The following is a 16507-nucleotide window of genomic DNA, read 5'->3' as shown; positions in this document are numbered from 1 at the left end:
AATTACCCTTCTTCCAGAAATAACTCTTCCTGCCGCTTTCCCTGAAGCAAAAGTTTACGAGTTGCAGCTGCAAAAACCTGCGGCATCGAGTGGAGGTTTTTCGTGAGTCTAGCTCTCGCTTCCTCCAGCTCCTGATTGATTGCTTCGGTAACGGTCAGGGTGCTCTGATCTTGTTCTAAAATTTTGCTCAGTCTTAAAAAGAGCGGTGTCGGCTCATTCATAAATTCTTCCTGATGCAGTCTGCTGATAATAAAGTAATCAACTAGCGGTTCCAAATCCTCTGTCTTTATGAATGGTGAAGCAGCAGCATAAAACAATGTGCCCTCCATTCGGCCAAGAATGCGGAAAAACTCAGCAGCAGAAGAGGTATCATAATATAGTGCCATTTTCTGCTCGTTGATTTCTTTAATTGCAGTGGCTAATTGAGCCACCATATCAATATCTTCAAGTTCAGCTAATATCTTATAGTAGAGTGCACTGTAATAATTACCTGCCAACACGGTCAGCTGTCTATCTACTCTTTCATCTGCTGTCTCATCAGCCTTCGTCGTCCGGATTACGAGATCATGTGTATCCAGCGCCATCTGGATCAGCATAATTGTGACTATATAGTCTGTCTGCTGCTTATCGGGCAGGTTAGCTTGACCAAATAGTGTCTGCAGCAGCAGCAGCTTGTAGTCATCTAAGTATGGTATATCCAAATTCTCGTCAAGATAAGCCTGCTGCATGCGATTCTCTATTTTTTTTCGTAGTGTATGTAGTTCTTCCATGGATGCATAGGACAAAACAATCACCTGCGCCCTTTTTCGTATTTCAAACTGTATAAGAAGTATTATAGCATAGCATGGTGTGATTCGTCTTGTCTGCCATCTTGTTATAGAAAAATGAGGGACACCTGATAGAATCAGGTGTCCCTCATTATAGCCCATATGTAATTACTTCAAGACATCCTTTAGGGCTTTGCCGGCTTTGAACGCTGGCACTTTGCTAGCTGGGATTTCGATTTCTTTCCCAGTTTGCGGGTTACGGCCTTTACGTGCAGCACGCTCGCGTACTTCAAAGTTACCGAAACCAATCAATTGTACTTTGTCACCTTGTTTCAAAGAATCCATAATTGAATCGAAAACTGCATCAACAGCATTCGTAGCATCCTTTTTGGAAAGGTCGCTTTTCTCAGCAACAGTATTAATTAGATCTGTTTTATTCATCATTACACCTCCCTGGCATTACCTTGAACAATAAGACAATAGCATGTGCTATCATTTGTTCACTAAGACGACAGGTTTTATACCTATCTATACCGCTCACTTTGCGATATCAACGCTTATCATATACGACTTAGCATGATATTTCAACAATAAACGCCAGAATTCCTTAAATTTATCGTTTAGCGGGCCAATTTATGCAAAAAAATAAAGCGGCTCATTGCCGCTCATAGAATGATCGCAATAAGACCGCCTGATCCTTCGTTGATAATTCGCTCCAGCGTCTCTTTAAGTTTATATCTAGCATTTTCCGGCATCAAGGAAATTTTTCCTTGAATCCCTTCTCGTACGATAGAGTTGAGGGAGCGGCCGAAAATATCTGAATCCCAAATGGAAAGCGGATCTTCCTCGAAGTCTTGCATCAAGTAACGAACGAGCTCCTCACTCTGTTTCTCTGTACCGATAATTGGAGCAAACTCGGAATGAACATCAACCTTGATCATATGGATACTTGGCGCGACAGCTTTCAGACGAACACCGAAGCGTGAGCCTTGGCGGATGATTTCCGGTTCATCAAGAGCCATATCCTGCAAACTCGGCGCCGCAATGCCATAGCCAGTTTGTTTTACCATATGAAGGGCGTCGGATACTTGATCATATTCCCGCTTAGCATGTGAGAAATCCTGCATTAGCTGCAGTAAATGATCCTTCCCGCGGATCTCTTCGCCGACAATCTCTTTGAGCACCTGATCATAAAGCGCATCCGGCGCATGCAAGTCAATTTCAGCAACACCTTCGCCTAGCTCCATACCGGCAAGATTTGCTCTTGCGATATAATCGTATTCATCAAAATAACCTACGACGCGGTCAACATCACGAAGTCGTTTTATATCTTTTACCGTTTCCTGAATGGCTGCCTGATAGTTCGAGCGAAGCCAATGATCTTCCTTGAGTACCATGACCCAGCTTGGCAAGTTTACGTTCACTTCAAGCACTGGAAACTCATATAACGACTCCCGAAGTACGCTGTATACATCATGTTCTGTCATGCTTTCGACACTCATCGCCAGTACAGGAATATCATATTTCTCAATCAATTCCTGGCGAAGCAGCTCTGTATTCTGGTTATGAGGTGTAACGGAATTGATTACCATAATAAATGGCTTGCCGACTTCCTTTAATTCCGATACAACACGTTCTTCAGGCTCCACATAGTCTTTGCGCGGAATCTCACCGATTGAGCCATCTGTTGTCACAACGACACCAATCGTACTATGTTCTTGGATAACCTTTCGCGTGCCAATTTCAGCAGCATCATGGAATGGAATTGGTTCCTCATACCACGGTGTATTAATCATCCGCGGTCCATTTTCGTCTTCGAAACCTTTTGCACCTTCAACTGTATATCCTACACAGTCTACAACACGAACACTCACTTCCAACCCTTCATCCACTTGCAGCGACACAGCGTTATTTGGAACGAATTTAGGCTCTGTGGTCATAATCGTCCGGCCGGCTGCGCTTTGAGGCAGTTCATCCTGGGCGCGGGCTCTCTCCGCTTCATCCTCCATATTAGGCAGAACAACCAATTCCATGAATTTCTTAATAAATGTTGATTTCCCAGTTCGGACAGCCCCTACCACCCCAAGGTAGATATCGCCATTTGTCCGTTTCGAGATATCTTTAAAAATATCTACTCTTTCCAAAAGATCCCCTCCCGATCTAATTCGATGCATGGACAGTCTTAGCTACATACACTAGCAGTTTATGATGTTGTCCTATCCAAATATGCTAGAAATAATGGATTCCTTGCCTGCTGGCATCAAGGGCTAATTTTTGCAGGAAAGGACGAACAGCATATTGCCCTCTGCCGTAATCTATGCGCCAAGATTTAGGATCATACCTATAAAAAAAAGAAGAAGCGAAAGCTTCTTCTCAAAAGAGACTAAATATACCTAAGGCAACCTAGAAAAATATGCTGGTGCGAGTTAGTTTATGCGTAAAGGGCGAGGGATGGTAAGTTGTTCTGCCCATTTCACGCTTCTTAGTTTTTAAAAAACTTACTTAGCGTGTTCATATCCGCTGGCATGTTGTTTCCGACAATCGCTTTAACGATTTTGTCTTCTTTTTCTGGTGTCAGCGGTTTGCCCGCCATTGCAGCCAGCTGCTTTACCAGACCGCGAACAGTCGCTTCATCTTGGAAATTCGCACTTTTTACAGAGTTAGCCACCTTATAGATATCATCAGCCTTGACATTAGATTTCTTTTGGATCTGATCAATCAAGTTTTTCTGAAAGTCCGCCACGTTAATTCCTCCTTGCAGTTTAACTACGAAACAGTATATGCAAGAAGTGAAAAAAGGTTAGCGTGCATTCAATACATTTTGAAGATCGTTCATTTCATGCTTCGGTAGTCTTGTCATCAATTGATCAACAATATCCTTTGCCTTCGCACCATGGAAGAGGACTTGGTTAATACCTTGCGTAATTGGCATCTCCACACCAGCCTGCTGGGCAAGCTCGGCAACTGCTTCTGTCGTTCGCACACCTTCAACAGCCATCCCCATTTGGTCCAATGCTTCTTCCAGAGTCATTCCTTTACCAAGCATATTACCGGTGCGCCAGTTGCGGCTGTGCACACTCGTACACGTCACAATCAAATCTCCCATACCGGAAAGTCCGATAAATGTAAGCGGGTTGGCTCCGAGCTTCGTACCTAGACGTGCGATTTCTGCTAGTCCGCGTGTGATTAATGCAGCTTTCGCATTATCTCCATAACCAAGACCATCCGAAATGCCTGCGCCTAATGCAATTATATTTTTAAGAGAACCGCCGAATTCTACTCCTACCATGTCGGTAATCGTATATACTCTGAAATTCTCGTTCATGAAGAGCTCTTGTATCTTCTGCGCTTCTTCCATATCGACAGAAGATGCACTAAGTGTCGTTGGCTGCCGTTTGGCAACTTCCTCGGCATGGCTTGGACCAGAGAGAACGACAACAGGACGGTGATCCACTTCCTGCAGTTCCTCTTCTATCATTTCAGATACCCGTTTGCTTGTTTTTGGTTCAATTCCCTTTGTCGCGTGGGCAATAACAGCATCTGCTGGTACATGCGCAGCAAGTTTTGCTGCCACTTCTCGTATAGCTTTAGCAGGAACGACTAAGATGACCGCTGCTGCATCGCGCACAGCTTCTTCTATCGCCTCATAAGCAGTAATACCTTCAGGCAGTACAATGCCCGGAAGGTATTTCTCATTCTGATGTGTAGCGTTCATGCTAGCAACTTGATTAGGATTATGCGACCAGAGCCTCACATTATGACCATTATCCGCTAAGACCATGGCAAGGGCAGTTCCCCAGCTGCCAGCTCCGAGTACTGCTATCTGTTTCGGCATAAGTATCCTCCTCGTTATTGGTTAAGACCTTCTTCTCGGGAAGATCTTGATTGGTGTTCCTGTGAATCCGAATGCTTCTCTGATCCGATTCTCTAAGAAACGGACATAAGAGAAGTGCATTAATTCTGGGTCGTTTACGAATACGGCAAAAGCTGGCGGCTTGACTGCTACTTGTGTCGCATAAAGCACTTTCAAGCGCTGGCCCTTATAAGTTGGTGCCGGATTCATTGCTAAAGCATCCATAATGACATCATTTAGAACGTTTGTCTGAATGCGTTTCGCGTGATTCTCACTCGCTGTCAAAATAGCGGGCATGAGTGTATGAATACGCTTTTTCGTTTTGGCAGACAAGAAAACAATCGGTGCATAGTCAAGATAAAGGAAATGCGCTCTGACCTCGTCCGTGAATTCTTTCATTTTCTTCTCGTCCGACTCGACTGTATCCCATTTATTTACAACAATAACAATTGCTTTACCTGCATCATGTGCATATCCTGCGATTTTTTTGTCCTGCTCAATAATACCTTCTTCGGCATTAATTAAGACAAGCACAACATCCGACCGCTCAATGGCCTTCAAAGCTCGCAAAATACTATATTTCTCGGTCGTTTCATATACTTTTCCTCGTTTACGCATTCCAGCAGTATCGATAATGACAAAATCCTGGTCTTCACGTGTGAATGTTGAGTCAACCGCATCACGAGTAGTACCCGCAACGTCACTAACGATAACACGGTCTTGGTTAAGCAATGCATTCACAAGAGATGATTTTCCTACGTTCGGACGGCCGATTAAGCTGAAGTGAATTGTTTCTTCATCTTCCACCATCTCCGCACGTTCTGGGAAGTGTCCAACGACAGCATCCAGCAGATCTCCAAGTCCTAAGCCGTGTGTTCCGGATATTGGAAACGGTTCCCCGAACCCTAAGCTGTAAAACTCATAAATCTGATCGCGCATTTCTGGGTTGTCCACTTTGTTAACTGCCAGTACAACTGGTTTGTTAGAACGGAAGAGAATTTTTGCCACTTCTTCATCCGCTCCTGTAATTCCTTCACGTCCATTCACCATGAACACAATGACATCTGCTTCTTGAATAGCAAGCTCTGCCTGTTCTCTGATTTCTACTAAGAACGGCGCATCACCAATCTCGATACCGCCTGTATCAATTATGTTAAACGGCTGGTTCAGCCATTCCGCTTCTGTGTAGATTCTGTCACGAGTCACACCTGGGGTATCTTCTACAATTGAAATCCTTTCCCCGGCAAGACGGTTGAATATCGTTGATTTTCCTACGTTTGGTCTGCCTACGATGGCAACTACTGATTTCCTCATGAAAGGAACATCCTTTCCTACTTTCCTTTATATGCTGGTTCTCCACATGCAACCTAACTGTTTTATTCTAGCAAAAGCACCATGTGGAAACAATCTTTTTCGACATCAACTGCTGCTGCCGGTTGTCCATTTCGACTTTTTCCGCAAATAATGTCTTAGTTTATAGAGAAGTTGGGTGCCTATTAAAAGCAGCATTGTCACGCCTAGCACATCCATAGCTTTGAAGTTGCCTGCCTCCTGATACAGACCATACATATTCAGTAATAATAAATAAACGACTTCCCCAACGGCGAAACCGACACAAATAATGCCAATCTGCAAATACATATCTCTTGTCAGATAGAAAGCAAGCGCAAATAGGAGCAGTGCAAATAACAAAGTTCTTGGTAAAAGTATAGCTACTGGGTTTGTGAGTTCCCATAGGAGTAAACCTGCATAACCGACTCCAATACATATACTGCCAAACGTACCGCGTCCGACGCGTTTGCTGGAAAAAATAAATAAGTAGCCGATTACAGCGAGCAAAAATACGGTTGCAAAAATACGGTGACCAGCAAGGTCCATAGAAAAACCGGAAACAGAAATAGTAAGCAGGATGGCTAAAGCAAATAAAGTCCGCGCGAGTGAGTGCCGCATAAAAAAGGTCACAAGAACCCAGCTGATCCAGCATGCCCAATAAAAATAAAAGCCCTCCATCTTCACTCCTCCTTTTATCTGCATTATGACTAGTAAGGAGAAAAACTATACGCTAACACAAAAAAAACACGGCAGCTTTAGCTGCCGTGTTTTTCACTTATTGCTTGTACTTATTCAGTTTATCACCGAGGATATCGCCGAGCTGGAAGCCAGAATGCTCTTCTTCCTTCTCGTATTCCTTGATGACAGCGTTATTTTCATCTTGTTCCAATTCTTTGATGCTCAAGCTCATGCGTTTTTCAGCTTCGTTGACATCAAGTACTTTTACTTGTACCTGCTGACCTGGCTCAAGTACTTCCTGCGGCGTACCGATATGACGGTTCGCAATTTGGGAAATATGGACAAGCCCTTCAATACCAGGGAAGACTTCAACGAATGCACCAAAGCTAACAAGGCGCTTCACTTCTCCATCCAGAACGTCACCTGCTTTTGCACGTCCTCCGATGTTTTCCCATGGTCCAGGGAGTGTTTCTTTCAAGGATAAGCTGATTCGCTCGTTTTCTTTATCCACACCAAGTACTTTAACTTTGATCTCCTGACCTTCTGTTACCACATCCGATGCTTTTTCGACATGCTCATGAGAAAGCTGGGAGATGTGTACTAAACCATCGATGCCTCCGCCAATACCAACGAATACACCAAAATCAGTCAGACGCTGTACCGTGCCGTCAATCACTTGACCTGCTTCCAAGCTATCTAATACATCCTGTTTCTTGGAAGATTCTTCTTCTTCAATAACTGCACGGTGAGAAAGGATCACACGATTCTGTTCGCGATCCAGTTCTACTACTTTCAACGTAAGCGGTTTACCTTTGTATTCGTCGAACTCTTCGACAAAGTATGTTTCCACAAGGGAAGCAGGGATGAATCCGCGCAGACCGACGTCTACAACAAGACCGCCTTTTACGACTTCTTTCACTTCTGCTTCAAAGACCTCACCGGACTCGAATTTCGCTTCCAAATCGTCCCAAGCAAGTTCCGCAGTAACTGCGCGCTTGGATAGAACGACTTCCTCATCGTCTACTTTTTTCACTTTTAGTGTCAACTCTTCACCTTCGCTTACTGCATCAGCAGCATGCTCAACATGAAGACTGGATACTTCGCTGATCGGCAGGATACCTTCCACTTTGTAGCCAATGTCTACCAAAGCTTGTTTATCTTCCACTTTCACCACTTTACCGGTTACAGTATCGCCTACAGACAATTCTTTGAAATCCGTAGCTTGCTCATTCATTTCATCCATCAAAGAGACCTCCTTCAGTTTACGAGACAAAACATAAGTAAAAAAACATAGAAATGTCCTTTTTTCTAACTTCTAACATTTGAGGATATTTGTCAAGTGATAGGGTCTCTATCAGACATGCTCATTTATTAGAAGTTGTATTTCATCCATAATCGCTTGTGACACTTCCTTGGCAGGCGCTTTCCTTTCGCGTAATTCCTGCATGTCAATTGGCGGACCATAGATGACCTTTAATGGCTTTACCCCTTTATAAGAGCCGATAATCGCACATGGAACAACTTTTGCTTCTGAACGCATGGCAAAAAAACCAATGCCCGGTAGCGGTGCACCAAGCGTTCCGTCCTTACTTCGCGTTCCTTCCGGAAATAGCCCCATCGTTTTGCCTTCTGCGAGTAAATCCAATCCGACTCGCAAAGCGGATCGGTCCTGCATACCGCGTTTGACTGGGAATACATTTAAATTCTTCATGAGCCATCCAAGCGGCTTGAACTTGAATAATTCGCTTTTTCCCATGAATGCAATGTCACGCGGACAGGTAATGCCAAGGACAGGCGGATCAAAATTGGAAATATGGTTGGAACATACGAGCACCGGACCTTCTTTCGGAACATGTTCTTTCCCGTATACTTTAATGCGGAATACGGGATAAAGGACAGTGCTGACTACCATCTTGCCAAAAGTGTATAATGACATAATATTCTCTCCTTATCGCCCGATTGCTTCATGCACGACAGCAAGAATCTTATCCACTACACCTTCGATTGATAGTGCCGTCGTATCAATCTCTACAGCATCTTCTGCTTTGACAAGCGGTGATGCTTCTCTTTCAGAATCAAGCTTATCCCGCAGACGAATATCCTCTTTCAGCTGTTCTAAATCTGCTTCATACCCTTTAGAAATGTTTTCTTTATAACGGCGCTCTGCCCGTTCATTAACGGAAGCAATCATAAAGATCTTGACTTCTGCATCTGGAAGAACACGTGTGCCGATATCCCTGCCATCCATGACGATGCCATTGTTTGCAGCCAGCTTTTTCTGACGTTTTACCATTTCTTCTCGGACTAATGCATGTTTAGCCGCGATAGATACATGGTTTGTCACTTCATTCGTACGAATTGCTTCTGTTACATCTTTGTCATTAACGAACACTTTCTGTCCCTCTTCATGCTGCATTAACACAATATCAATGCCTTGAAGCAAGGTTAGCAGCGCATTCTCCGATTCCAGGTCAGCACCAGCTTCCAATGCGGTAAGCGTAAGTGCGCGATACATAGCTCCAGTATCCACATAAACAAATTGCAGCTTTTTAGCAACCAGTTTGGATACGGTACTTTTGCCTGCCGCAGCAGGTCCATCAATTGCGATAGCGATTGTCTTCGAGTTCATTTAATTCAATCCTTTTTCTCTACATAATCATAAATTAAACCTCATAAAGCATACCATAGGTTGCCGTCCTGGTCTATTTGAAGTCTACCTGATCCGCAATCCTTTTTTGCGCTGTTCCCGCTGCCGCTCAAAGCAAAATCGAATGATTGCTTGCCTGTCACGCTCATGAATTTCAACGAATTCAATGCTCGCAGTATTCTTCCTGCTTCTTTCGTTTTTGACGAGACGTACAATACTCCCTGTTGCCTCAAGAAAAGCCGGACCGCTTTTTTGCAGATAATACGCAATATAAAGTTTTACCTGCATTCCTTCTGTAAATGCATGCTTTTCAGGCAGCAGCAGCGAAAGTCCCCCACCGCTTATATCGACCGTTACGGAAGAGATTGGCGGGACATCAGTTTGGACGCCATACATTGCCACATCCGTGCTCGTTTGAATCCGGACATACTGCCGTCTCTGAATTTTTGAGACGTCGTCCGGTTTTGGCATATGCAATTTTAAAGATGGTACTGTCAGTATTGCTCTGCCAATTAACTCTGTACTAAAAGTAAAGGCACTTTCTGCTGTTACGTATATCGCTTTAAAGGTTGTCCCAACCGGAAATATGTCTGTCCGCTTTGTCTGTTCGTTAATCGGATAGTCAATATAAATCATTCCATCCTTCAATTCAATTACCTTCGCCCGATAGCGAACACATTTTCCTCTATCTGTTGTATCTATCTTTTCTAATACTAAAGTGCTACCTATCTTCAGCAAGAGTCTTACCCCTTCCCCCTACATCGTTCTTTCTTCCTATTATTGCAAAAATATTTAAAAAGGGGAAGGCTGATTGCCATTCCCCTTACGTCGTTTGCAAAAATCTTGCCTCAGTTGTAGTCTGTTTCTCGATTTCTTCTTCTTTTCCTGTGTTGGCGTTCACATAGATCCTGTACGTGTCGTTATTTCTTGTTCCCATAATCTCATAGACAAGCGTTTCCTCATGTGTGTCATTCTCAATTAAAGCAAGATGTGTTTCTTGGACTGTAACATTTTGGTTGAGATTTTCCGTGGCTTCTTTTTCTGTCAGCTTTGGTTTTTCTAGCTGCCGTTCATGGTGATTCATGAAATAGTCTCGGGAATTAAGTCCTAGAATATCACCATTATCCAAAGCTACTTTAACTTGAACGATATCCGCATAAATGCGAACGTCATCCTGAACAGGGACAAAGAAGAAAATACCAACCGAATCATATTGACTGCTTTGGACCATTTCCATGTTGGAAAGCTTTTGCTTCTTCAGAAATTCCTCTGCTTTTTGCTGTGCATCGTGTAATCCCAGTTTCGGTTCTTCTCGCTCACGTTGCATCATCAGCGTCAGAATATGGCCGCCTTTTTGACTGACATCGGCATAGCCGCTTTCTCCATCTTTCTGATAAGAAAGGCTATAAAGCGGAACATCTGATCCTTTGCCTGATTTTCCGCCTTCAATACCGGTAATTGTGTTGAGATTAAAAGCATTGGCAGCTATTTTTTTAGCTTGTTTCTGATTGATGCGTTCGCCTGTAACGCCTTCGAATTTATGTTCCTCATTCGAAGAAGGCAAAGCGCCATTGTTGAAATTTTTCTCTTCAGAAAAACCTCCTGTCGTGTCCTCTACTGATTGAAAGCTGCTGATAATCGTATTATCAGAATGATCATTCTCGTCATCCGACAGCGCAAGCTCCACATCTGTCCAATGCAGGTTATTCCCTAGCACTGTATTTTGCACATTTCGCAGTTCGTTTTTGATTTGGCCAGCCTGGTCATGCAGCTTTTCCAGACGCTGCATTTCCTCTTCGGACAGCGGCTCTTTATCAAGATCACGAACAGCTGTCTTGTACGTGAAATCACCGATATTCGTCAGAAACTTTTCTGTCTTCTCAAATGGCAGTAACGCAAGCGGCAGCTGACCTACGTCTGTGTGCGCTTCTGAAGATAGTCGCCATATTTCTGCCAGCTGCGGAGATAGCGAATCTCTCGAGTTCATTGCTAAGGTACCACCAATTTTGTCATGCAATGTATCCATTCGGTAGGTCAGTTCATGAAAGGATCGCTGATAATTATTCTCCGCTTGCATCTGAATATCATTTTTTTCCCGGCGTTCATTCACACCCCAAATCGCTGTTCCTGTCAGCGCAAGAGCGAGTACACCGATTAGCACCCATTTATACATTGTTCGCTCTCCTTTCTACATACAGAAAATGTGCTCACCAATCGTTTTAATTTGCTGTCTGGACCAAATCCAAGGTGAGGTAGCTGTATTCGGATTAAAGTAATAAATTGCCCCTCCAGAAGGGTCCCAGCCATTTATCGCATCTAATACTGCTTGTTTCGCTGATTCATCCGGAGTCAGCCAGATTTGCCCGTCAGCAACCGCTGTGAAAGCTCTTGGCTCGAAGATAACACCAGATATCGTATTCGGGAATGAAGGGTCCTCTACTCTGTTCAGAATAACAGCAGCTACAGCAACTTTACCTACATACGGTTCACCGCGCGCTTCCCCGTTAACGGCATTGGCTATTAATTTAATATCGTTTTGGGAGTAGCCATTTGGTACGTTAACTGCCGATGTATTCGGCGCTTTCTCGTTGTCGCTGCCTCCTCCTCCACTTCCGCCATTGCCGCGTTTCTTCACTTGCTGTTCCTGCGGTGTACCGCCGTAATAAGTAAATGTATTACCTTCTTGAATTTGTTGCATAACAAAGGCTTTATCATATTTCGTATTTGCAGCTAATTTATCTTTCGCCTGCTGCCCTGCAACACCATCAATCTCCATTCCAAATTCATATTGGAAGTTTCGCAGTGCCCAATACGTGCCCCATCCGAAAACACCGTCTATTTTGCCATTATAGAAGCCTGCATACTGCAGTCTTGCCTGCAGTTCCACTACATCATCACCGGTGGCACCGTGCTGAATCACCTGGTCTGAGAATGCGTTTGTCTCGAGCGGTGATACAGCGACTACACTAAACAAGATGAAACCGGCACAGATCCATTTATAAAGCCGAATTTGTCTTTGTCTCATTGTTCATTTCCTCCAACCTAAACTTATCTGACTACCAATAGCTTTCTTCCAGCAAAGTGAAAATATGCAATCAGCTATCAAAAAAAGAGTCAGGCAGTGTTGTCTGCCTAACTCTTTCATTTGGTCGTCTGTATTTTTTCAATTGGATGATTCGTTGCTGCCCTTACCTTCCGCAAACCAATCGTCCATAAAATAATCATGAACGGAACTTGTATGTAGATCCAATGGAATTGCACCACTACTAAGATGTAGTCATAAAATCCATGCAGCAGGAAAGGGATTAGCATCGCAGCTATTATTCGCAGACGAGGATGTCTACTGCCGAATTTCGCTCTGCCAAGATAATAGCCCATAAGAACTCCGAAAAGTGCGTGAGAAGACACAGGAAATAGCGCCCGTGTGAATGCATAATCAACACCGTGAGCAAATAAATACAAAACATTCTCCACCGCTGCGAAACCTAAACTGATGCTGACGCCATAAATAATGCCATCATAAACCGAATCCATCTCCGTGTGCCGGAACGCCGTATACAAGAAGATGAACCATTTAAAAAATTCTTCCAAAAAACCAATTGTAAAAAACGAATAAATGATGGGGTGAGTTCCAATCCCTTCAGCTTGCAATGCATACTGAATAAACATGATTGGAAATACGAGCAATGCCCCGTAAAGAAACGTCCGCAGTACCATGCTCAGTGGCTCTGGCTCCAAACGATCCTTTAAATAAAAGAAAGTAAGGAGTGCGAGTGCTGGGGCAATCGCAGCGGAAAGAATCGTAAGCATGGTAGCACCTCTTCCAACTAACAATCTGCCTTTATCGTACCACGCCCTTTATTTTTTGGGAATATGATACTGGAAAGTAAAAGGAAATAGGTCCTCCGTTCTAGAGTAATCTTTCTTTCTGTTCAGAAGCCAATGCAACAGCAAGCTCCATGCGGGCTTTTTTGCTGTCTGCGTCTTTTCCGAGCAATACACCAGCTTTGTATAAATCATAGGCGCTGCCTTCGTAATCATACGTCGTGTATACATTTCCTTCTTCGGAAGCTGTTGTAAGCATGATCGTTATCCCAGCTTGCAAGCTGCGAAGGATTTCCTCTTTCATTTTAGGGGACACTTGTCCACGGCCTACTCCCTCTAGGACAATTCCTTGCACACCAGCTTCACGGGCAGCTTTTATGAACTTGCCGTCTGCCTGTAAATAACATTTAATAATCTCCACTTGCGGGAGCGGTTTTTGCAACGCATATGTATGTCGTTTAACCGGTTTTTGATACAGATATACTTTATCATTATCAATGATACCTAAATAGCCGAATCCAAATGCATTGAAGCCTTGGATATTCGAAGCATGCTCTTTCTTAACATACTTAGCAGGAAAGATGCGCTCGTTAAACACAACAACAGTACCACAGTCGCGCAATTGCTCGTCGTACGCGGTCAAAACAGCGTGGCGCAAGTTGATGTATACGTCGGAACCTAATTCATGAATAGCACGCTGAGAGCCTGTAACAACGACTGGTCGTGTATCCTGGATCGTCAAATCGAGGAAATAGGCTGTTTCTTCTAACGAATCAGTACCATGCGTCACGACAACACCGTGTACTTCTGGGTCCTTCAGTTGCTGTTCGATTAATTTCTTCAAGTAAACCAAGTCTTCAAAAGTGATGTGCATACTCGGTTTTTGGAGCGCATTTACGACAGATACTTCAATATGTTCTGGCAATGCGATTTGGCTGCGCAAATCCTCTCCTGACATTTCGCCGGATGCAAGTTTTCCGCTTTCTTCATTCGGTACGCTGGCAATTGTACCGCCTGTCGTTACCAAGACAACTTTACCTTTCATTGGATGAACCCTTCCCTTCAGCTCCGTGATGCAATTGATGCGGCAATCTTCCCACCGTGAAAACGGCCATTTTCAATGAATACTTCATTATTATTGTTTCCGGCTGCAATAACGCCAGCAATGTAAATACCTTGTATGTTAGACTCCATTGTTTCCGGATTATAATCTGGTTTACCCGTCTCTGGATGAATGCTGATTCCCATGCCTTGCAGTAAGTTTAAATCCGGACGATAGCCGGTCATCGCAAATACGAAATCCGCCTCCACAGTGTGCAGCTCGCCATTTTCTTCAAAGATGACATGCGTTTCCGTGATTTCTTTAATATGCGCATTGAATCTATGATCAATGTATCCATTACGTGCTAACGATTCGTATTCAGGTAAAATCCACGGTTTGACGCTTTTTGAATACGTGCTCCCACGGTAAAGAGCCGTAATATTGGCACCAGCTTTATGAAGTTCCAGCACCGCATCCACAGCAGAATTCTTTCCGCCGATAACCGTTACATTTTTACCGAAATAAGGATGTGCTTCTTTGAAGTAATGAAACACATGCGGCAGTTTTTCACCAGGTACCTGCATCAAGTATGGCTGATCATAATAGCCTGTTGCCACAATTACAAAATCAGCTTGGTACGTTTTTTCTTCGTCTTTAATCGTTTTCGTTGAGACTGTGAAATCCCCTTTCTCACCTGTTACTTGCATGACGCGTTCGAACGTATGTATCCGTATATCTCGTCGCTGTGCTACTGTCCGGTAATAAGCTAGCGCTTGATTTCGTACGGGCTTTTTCATTTCCGTTACAAATGGCATGCCGCCTACTTCCAGCCGTTCACTTGAACTGAAGAACGTTTGATGTGTCGGATATTGATAGATAGAATTGACAACATTTCCTTTTTCGATAAGCAGCGGCTCTATGCCAGCTTGCTGCAGTTCAATTGCTGCGGAAAGCCCGCATGGTCCTGCTCCGATAATGATTACTTTTTCTTTTTGCATGGTCCTGCTCCTTTCTGCCTCTCTTTTACGAAAAAGAGAAAGCTCTTACCCTGACAGCTGCAGAATAAGAGCACTGTTTTTGTTCTAATTAGATCCAGCCTCTGAACCTGGATGCTTCGGCCATTTTTCTTACACCGACCATATAAGCTGCCAAGCGCATATCGACCCGCCTCGTTTGCGAGGTCTGGTAGACATTGTGGAAACCTTTCAGCATCACTTTCTCTAGTCTTTCTTCTACTTCCTGCTCCGTCCAATAATAGCCTTGGTTGTTTTGCACCCACTCAAAATAAGACACCGTCACACCGCCAGCAGAAGCCAGCACATCAGGCACTAACAAAATACCGCGCTCTGTCAGTATTCTAGTCGCCTCAAACGTTGTTGGTCCATTCGCTGCTTCAATGACAATCTCAGCTTTAATTTGGTGTGCATTATCCTCGGTAATTTGATTTTCTACTGCTGCTGGTACTAATATATCGCAATCAAGCTCCAGAAGTTCTTTATTGGAGATTGTACTTTTGAATAAGTTGGTTACTGTGCCGAAACTGTCTCTGCGATCAAGTAAATAGTCAATATCCAAGCCATCCGGGTCATGCAGCGCACCGTAAGCATCAGAAATACCGATTACTTTCGCACCAGCTTCGTGCATGAATTTCGCTAAATAGCTGCCCGCATTACCAAATCCTTGGATGACAACACGTGCACCTTCCAAAGTTATGCCTTTTTGTTTCGCAGCTTCACGCAGACAAATTGTAACACCCTTGGCAGTGGCAGTCTCCCTGCCATGCGATCCCCCGAGAACAATTGGTTTTCCGGTAATAAAACCAGGATTGTTAAATTCATCCATTCGGCTGTATTCATCCATCATCCAGGCCATAATCTGGGAATTAGTCATCACATCCGGTGCAGGTATATCCTTCGTCGGCCCAACAATCTGACTGATTGCCCGTACATATCCCCGACTCACTCCTTCAAGCTCCCGGAAACTCATTTCCCGTGGATCACAGATAATACCGCCTTTACCGCCGCCATATGGCAAATCGACGATACCGGCTTTCAGACTCATCCAAATCGATAAAGCCTTTACTTCACTCTCACTTACTTCCGGATGGAAGCGTACGCCACCCTTCGTTGGACCAACAGCATCATTATGCTGCGACCGATATCCAGTAAAAATCTTTGTACTTCCGTCATCCATTCTAACTGGAATACGGACTGTCATCATTCGAATCGGTTCCTTTAATAATTCAAAGACTTCCTCCGGATACCCAAGTTTCTGCAAAGCCGATTGTACGACTCTCTGTGTCGATTGTAATACTTCCCTATGCTTGTTGTTGGTGGATTCCGCAGCTTTGTCGGCCACTGTTC

The 16507-nt window shown here is 43.9% G+C and carries 17 protein-coding genes; all 17 read right to left on the bottom strand.

What is annotated here, in order from left to right; translation table 11 throughout:
- Positions 1-2 precede the first annotated feature (2 nt).
- On the bottom strand, positions 3-785 hold the full coding sequence (locus B1K52_RS13155) for a heptaprenyl diphosphate synthase component 1 (RefSeq protein WP_179106549.1): 783 nt from the start codon (positions 783-785) through the stop codon (positions 3-5).
- Between the two features lie 150 nt (positions 786-935).
- Positions 936-1208, bottom strand: a complete 273-nt coding sequence (locus tag B1K52_RS13150; RefSeq protein WP_077308964.1) for an HU family DNA-binding protein — start codon at positions 1206-1208, stop codon at positions 936-938.
- A 224-nt stretch (positions 1209-1432) separates the two neighbouring features.
- Complete coding sequence (gene spoIVA / locus B1K52_RS13145) at positions 1433-2911, bottom strand: stage IV sporulation protein A (RefSeq protein WP_077308962.1); 1479 nt, start codon at positions 2909-2911, stop codon at positions 1433-1435.
- Between the two features lie 338 nt (positions 2912-3249).
- On the bottom strand, positions 3250-3510 hold the full coding sequence (locus tag B1K52_RS13140) for a stage VI sporulation protein F (protein WP_077308960.1): 261 nt from the start codon (positions 3508-3510) through the stop codon (positions 3250-3252).
- Positions 3511-3567: 57 nt separating this feature from the next.
- Positions 3568-4602, bottom strand: coding sequence for an NAD(P)H-dependent glycerol-3-phosphate dehydrogenase (locus B1K52_RS13135; protein ID WP_077308958.1), 1035 nt, complete (start codon positions 4600-4602; stop codon positions 3568-3570).
- Positions 4603-4623: 21 nt separating this feature from the next.
- On the bottom strand, positions 4624-5934 hold the full coding sequence (der, locus tag B1K52_RS13130) for a ribosome biogenesis GTPase Der (RefSeq protein ID WP_077308956.1): 1311 nt from the start codon (positions 5932-5934) through the stop codon (positions 4624-4626).
- Positions 5935-6039: 105 nt separating this feature from the next.
- On the bottom strand, positions 6040-6630 hold the full coding sequence (locus tag B1K52_RS13125; RefSeq protein WP_077308954.1) for a YphA family membrane protein: 591 nt from the start codon (positions 6628-6630) through the stop codon (positions 6040-6042).
- A 97-nt stretch (positions 6631-6727) separates the two neighbouring features.
- Positions 6728-7873 (bottom strand): 30S ribosomal protein S1, encoded by a 1146-nt coding sequence (rpsA, locus tag B1K52_RS13120; RefSeq protein WP_077308952.1) that lies wholly within the window; start codon positions 7871-7873, stop codon positions 6728-6730.
- Between the two features lie 111 nt (positions 7874-7984).
- Positions 7985-8566: a lysophospholipid acyltransferase family protein gene (locus B1K52_RS13115; RefSeq protein ID WP_077308950.1), complete on the bottom strand. Its 582-nt coding sequence runs from the start codon at positions 8564-8566 to the stop codon at positions 7985-7987.
- A gap of 12 nt (positions 8567-8578) precedes the next feature.
- Entirely contained in the window at positions 8579-9259 is a 681-nt protein-coding gene (gene cmk / locus B1K52_RS13110) for a (d)CMP kinase (protein WP_077308948.1), read from the bottom strand.
- Between the two features lie 84 nt (positions 9260-9343).
- Positions 9344-10015, bottom strand: a complete 672-nt coding sequence (locus tag B1K52_RS13105) for a flagellar brake protein (RefSeq protein ID WP_077308946.1) — start codon at positions 10013-10015, stop codon at positions 9344-9346.
- Positions 10016-10100: 85 nt separating this feature from the next.
- Positions 10101-11450, bottom strand: a complete 1350-nt coding sequence (gene ypeB, locus B1K52_RS13100; protein WP_077308944.1) for a germination protein YpeB — start codon at positions 11448-11450, stop codon at positions 10101-10103.
- 15 nt (positions 11451-11465) lie between these two features.
- Positions 11466-12302 carry a spore cortex-lytic enzyme gene (gene sleB, locus B1K52_RS13095; protein WP_077308942.1) on the bottom strand — a complete coding sequence of 279 codons (837 nt, stop codon included), beginning with the start codon at positions 12300-12302 and terminating at the stop codon, positions 11466-11468.
- Between the two features lie 116 nt (positions 12303-12418).
- Complete coding sequence (prsW, locus tag B1K52_RS13090; RefSeq protein ID WP_077308940.1) at positions 12419-13087, bottom strand: glutamic-type intramembrane protease PrsW; 669 nt, start codon at positions 13085-13087, stop codon at positions 12419-12421.
- A gap of 100 nt (positions 13088-13187) precedes the next feature.
- Positions 13188-14147, bottom strand: a complete 960-nt coding sequence (locus B1K52_RS13085; RefSeq protein ID WP_077308938.1) for an asparaginase — start codon at positions 14145-14147, stop codon at positions 13188-13190.
- A 17-nt stretch (positions 14148-14164) separates the two neighbouring features.
- Positions 14165-15142 carry a YpdA family putative bacillithiol disulfide reductase gene (locus B1K52_RS13080; RefSeq protein ID WP_077308936.1) on the bottom strand — a complete coding sequence of 326 codons (978 nt, stop codon included), beginning with the start codon at positions 15140-15142 and terminating at the stop codon, positions 14165-14167.
- A gap of 88 nt (positions 15143-15230) precedes the next feature.
- Positions 15231-16502 (bottom strand): Glu/Leu/Phe/Val family dehydrogenase, encoded by a 1272-nt coding sequence (locus tag B1K52_RS13075; protein ID WP_077308934.1) that lies wholly within the window; start codon positions 16500-16502, stop codon positions 15231-15233.
- Between the last annotated feature and the right edge of the window lie 5 nt (positions 16503-16507).

Origin of the sequence: Terribacillus halophilus, assembly GCF_900162685.1 — a bacterium.
GTDB lineage: Bacteria > Bacillota > Bacilli > Bacillales > Amphibacillaceae > Terribacillus > Terribacillus halophilus_A.
The sequence above is the reverse complement of the archived record's forward strand: the minus strand, read 5'-3'. Positions and strand labels throughout refer to the sequence as shown.

Coding starts and splice junctions, on each gene's coding strand:
- B1K52_RS13150 (WP_077308964.1), bottom strand. CDS start 1,208: ATGAATAAAACAGATCTAATTAATACTGTTGCTGAGAAAAGCGACCTT.
- B1K52_RS13135 (WP_077308958.1), bottom strand. CDS start 4,602: ATGCCGAAACAGATAGCAGTACTCGGAGCTGGCAGCTGGGGAACTGCC.
- der (WP_077308956.1), bottom strand. CDS start 5,934: ATGAGGAAATCAGTAGTTGCCATCGTAGGCAGACCAAACGTAGGAAAA.
- B1K52_RS13125 (WP_077308954.1), bottom strand. CDS start 6,630: ATGGAGGGCTTTTATTTTTATTGGGCATGCTGGATCAGCTGGGTTCTT.
- rpsA (WP_077308952.1), bottom strand. CDS start 7,873: ATGGATGAAATGAATGAGCAAGCTACGGATTTCAAAGAATTGTCTGTA.
- B1K52_RS13115 (WP_077308950.1), bottom strand. CDS start 8,566: ATGTCATTATACACTTTTGGCAAGATGGTAGTCAGCACTGTCCTTTAT.
- cmk (WP_077308948.1), bottom strand. CDS start 9,259: ATGAACTCGAAGACAATCGCTATCGCAATTGATGGACCTGCTGCGGCA.
- ypeB (WP_077308944.1), bottom strand. CDS start 11,450: ATGTATAAATGGGTGCTAATCGGTGTACTCGCTCTTGCGCTGACAGGA.
- sleB (WP_077308942.1), bottom strand. CDS start 12,302: ATGAGACAAAGACAAATTCGGCTTTATAAATGGATCTGTGCCGGTTTC.
- prsW (WP_077308940.1), bottom strand. CDS start 13,087: ATGCTTACGATTCTTTCCGCTGCGATTGCCCCAGCACTCGCACTCCTT.
- B1K52_RS13085 (WP_077308938.1), bottom strand. CDS start 14,147: ATGAAAGGTAAAGTTGTCTTGGTAACGACAGGCGGTACAATTGCCAGC.
- B1K52_RS13080 (WP_077308936.1), bottom strand. CDS start 15,142: ATGCAAAAAGAAAAAGTAATCATTATCGGAGCAGGACCATGCGGGCTT.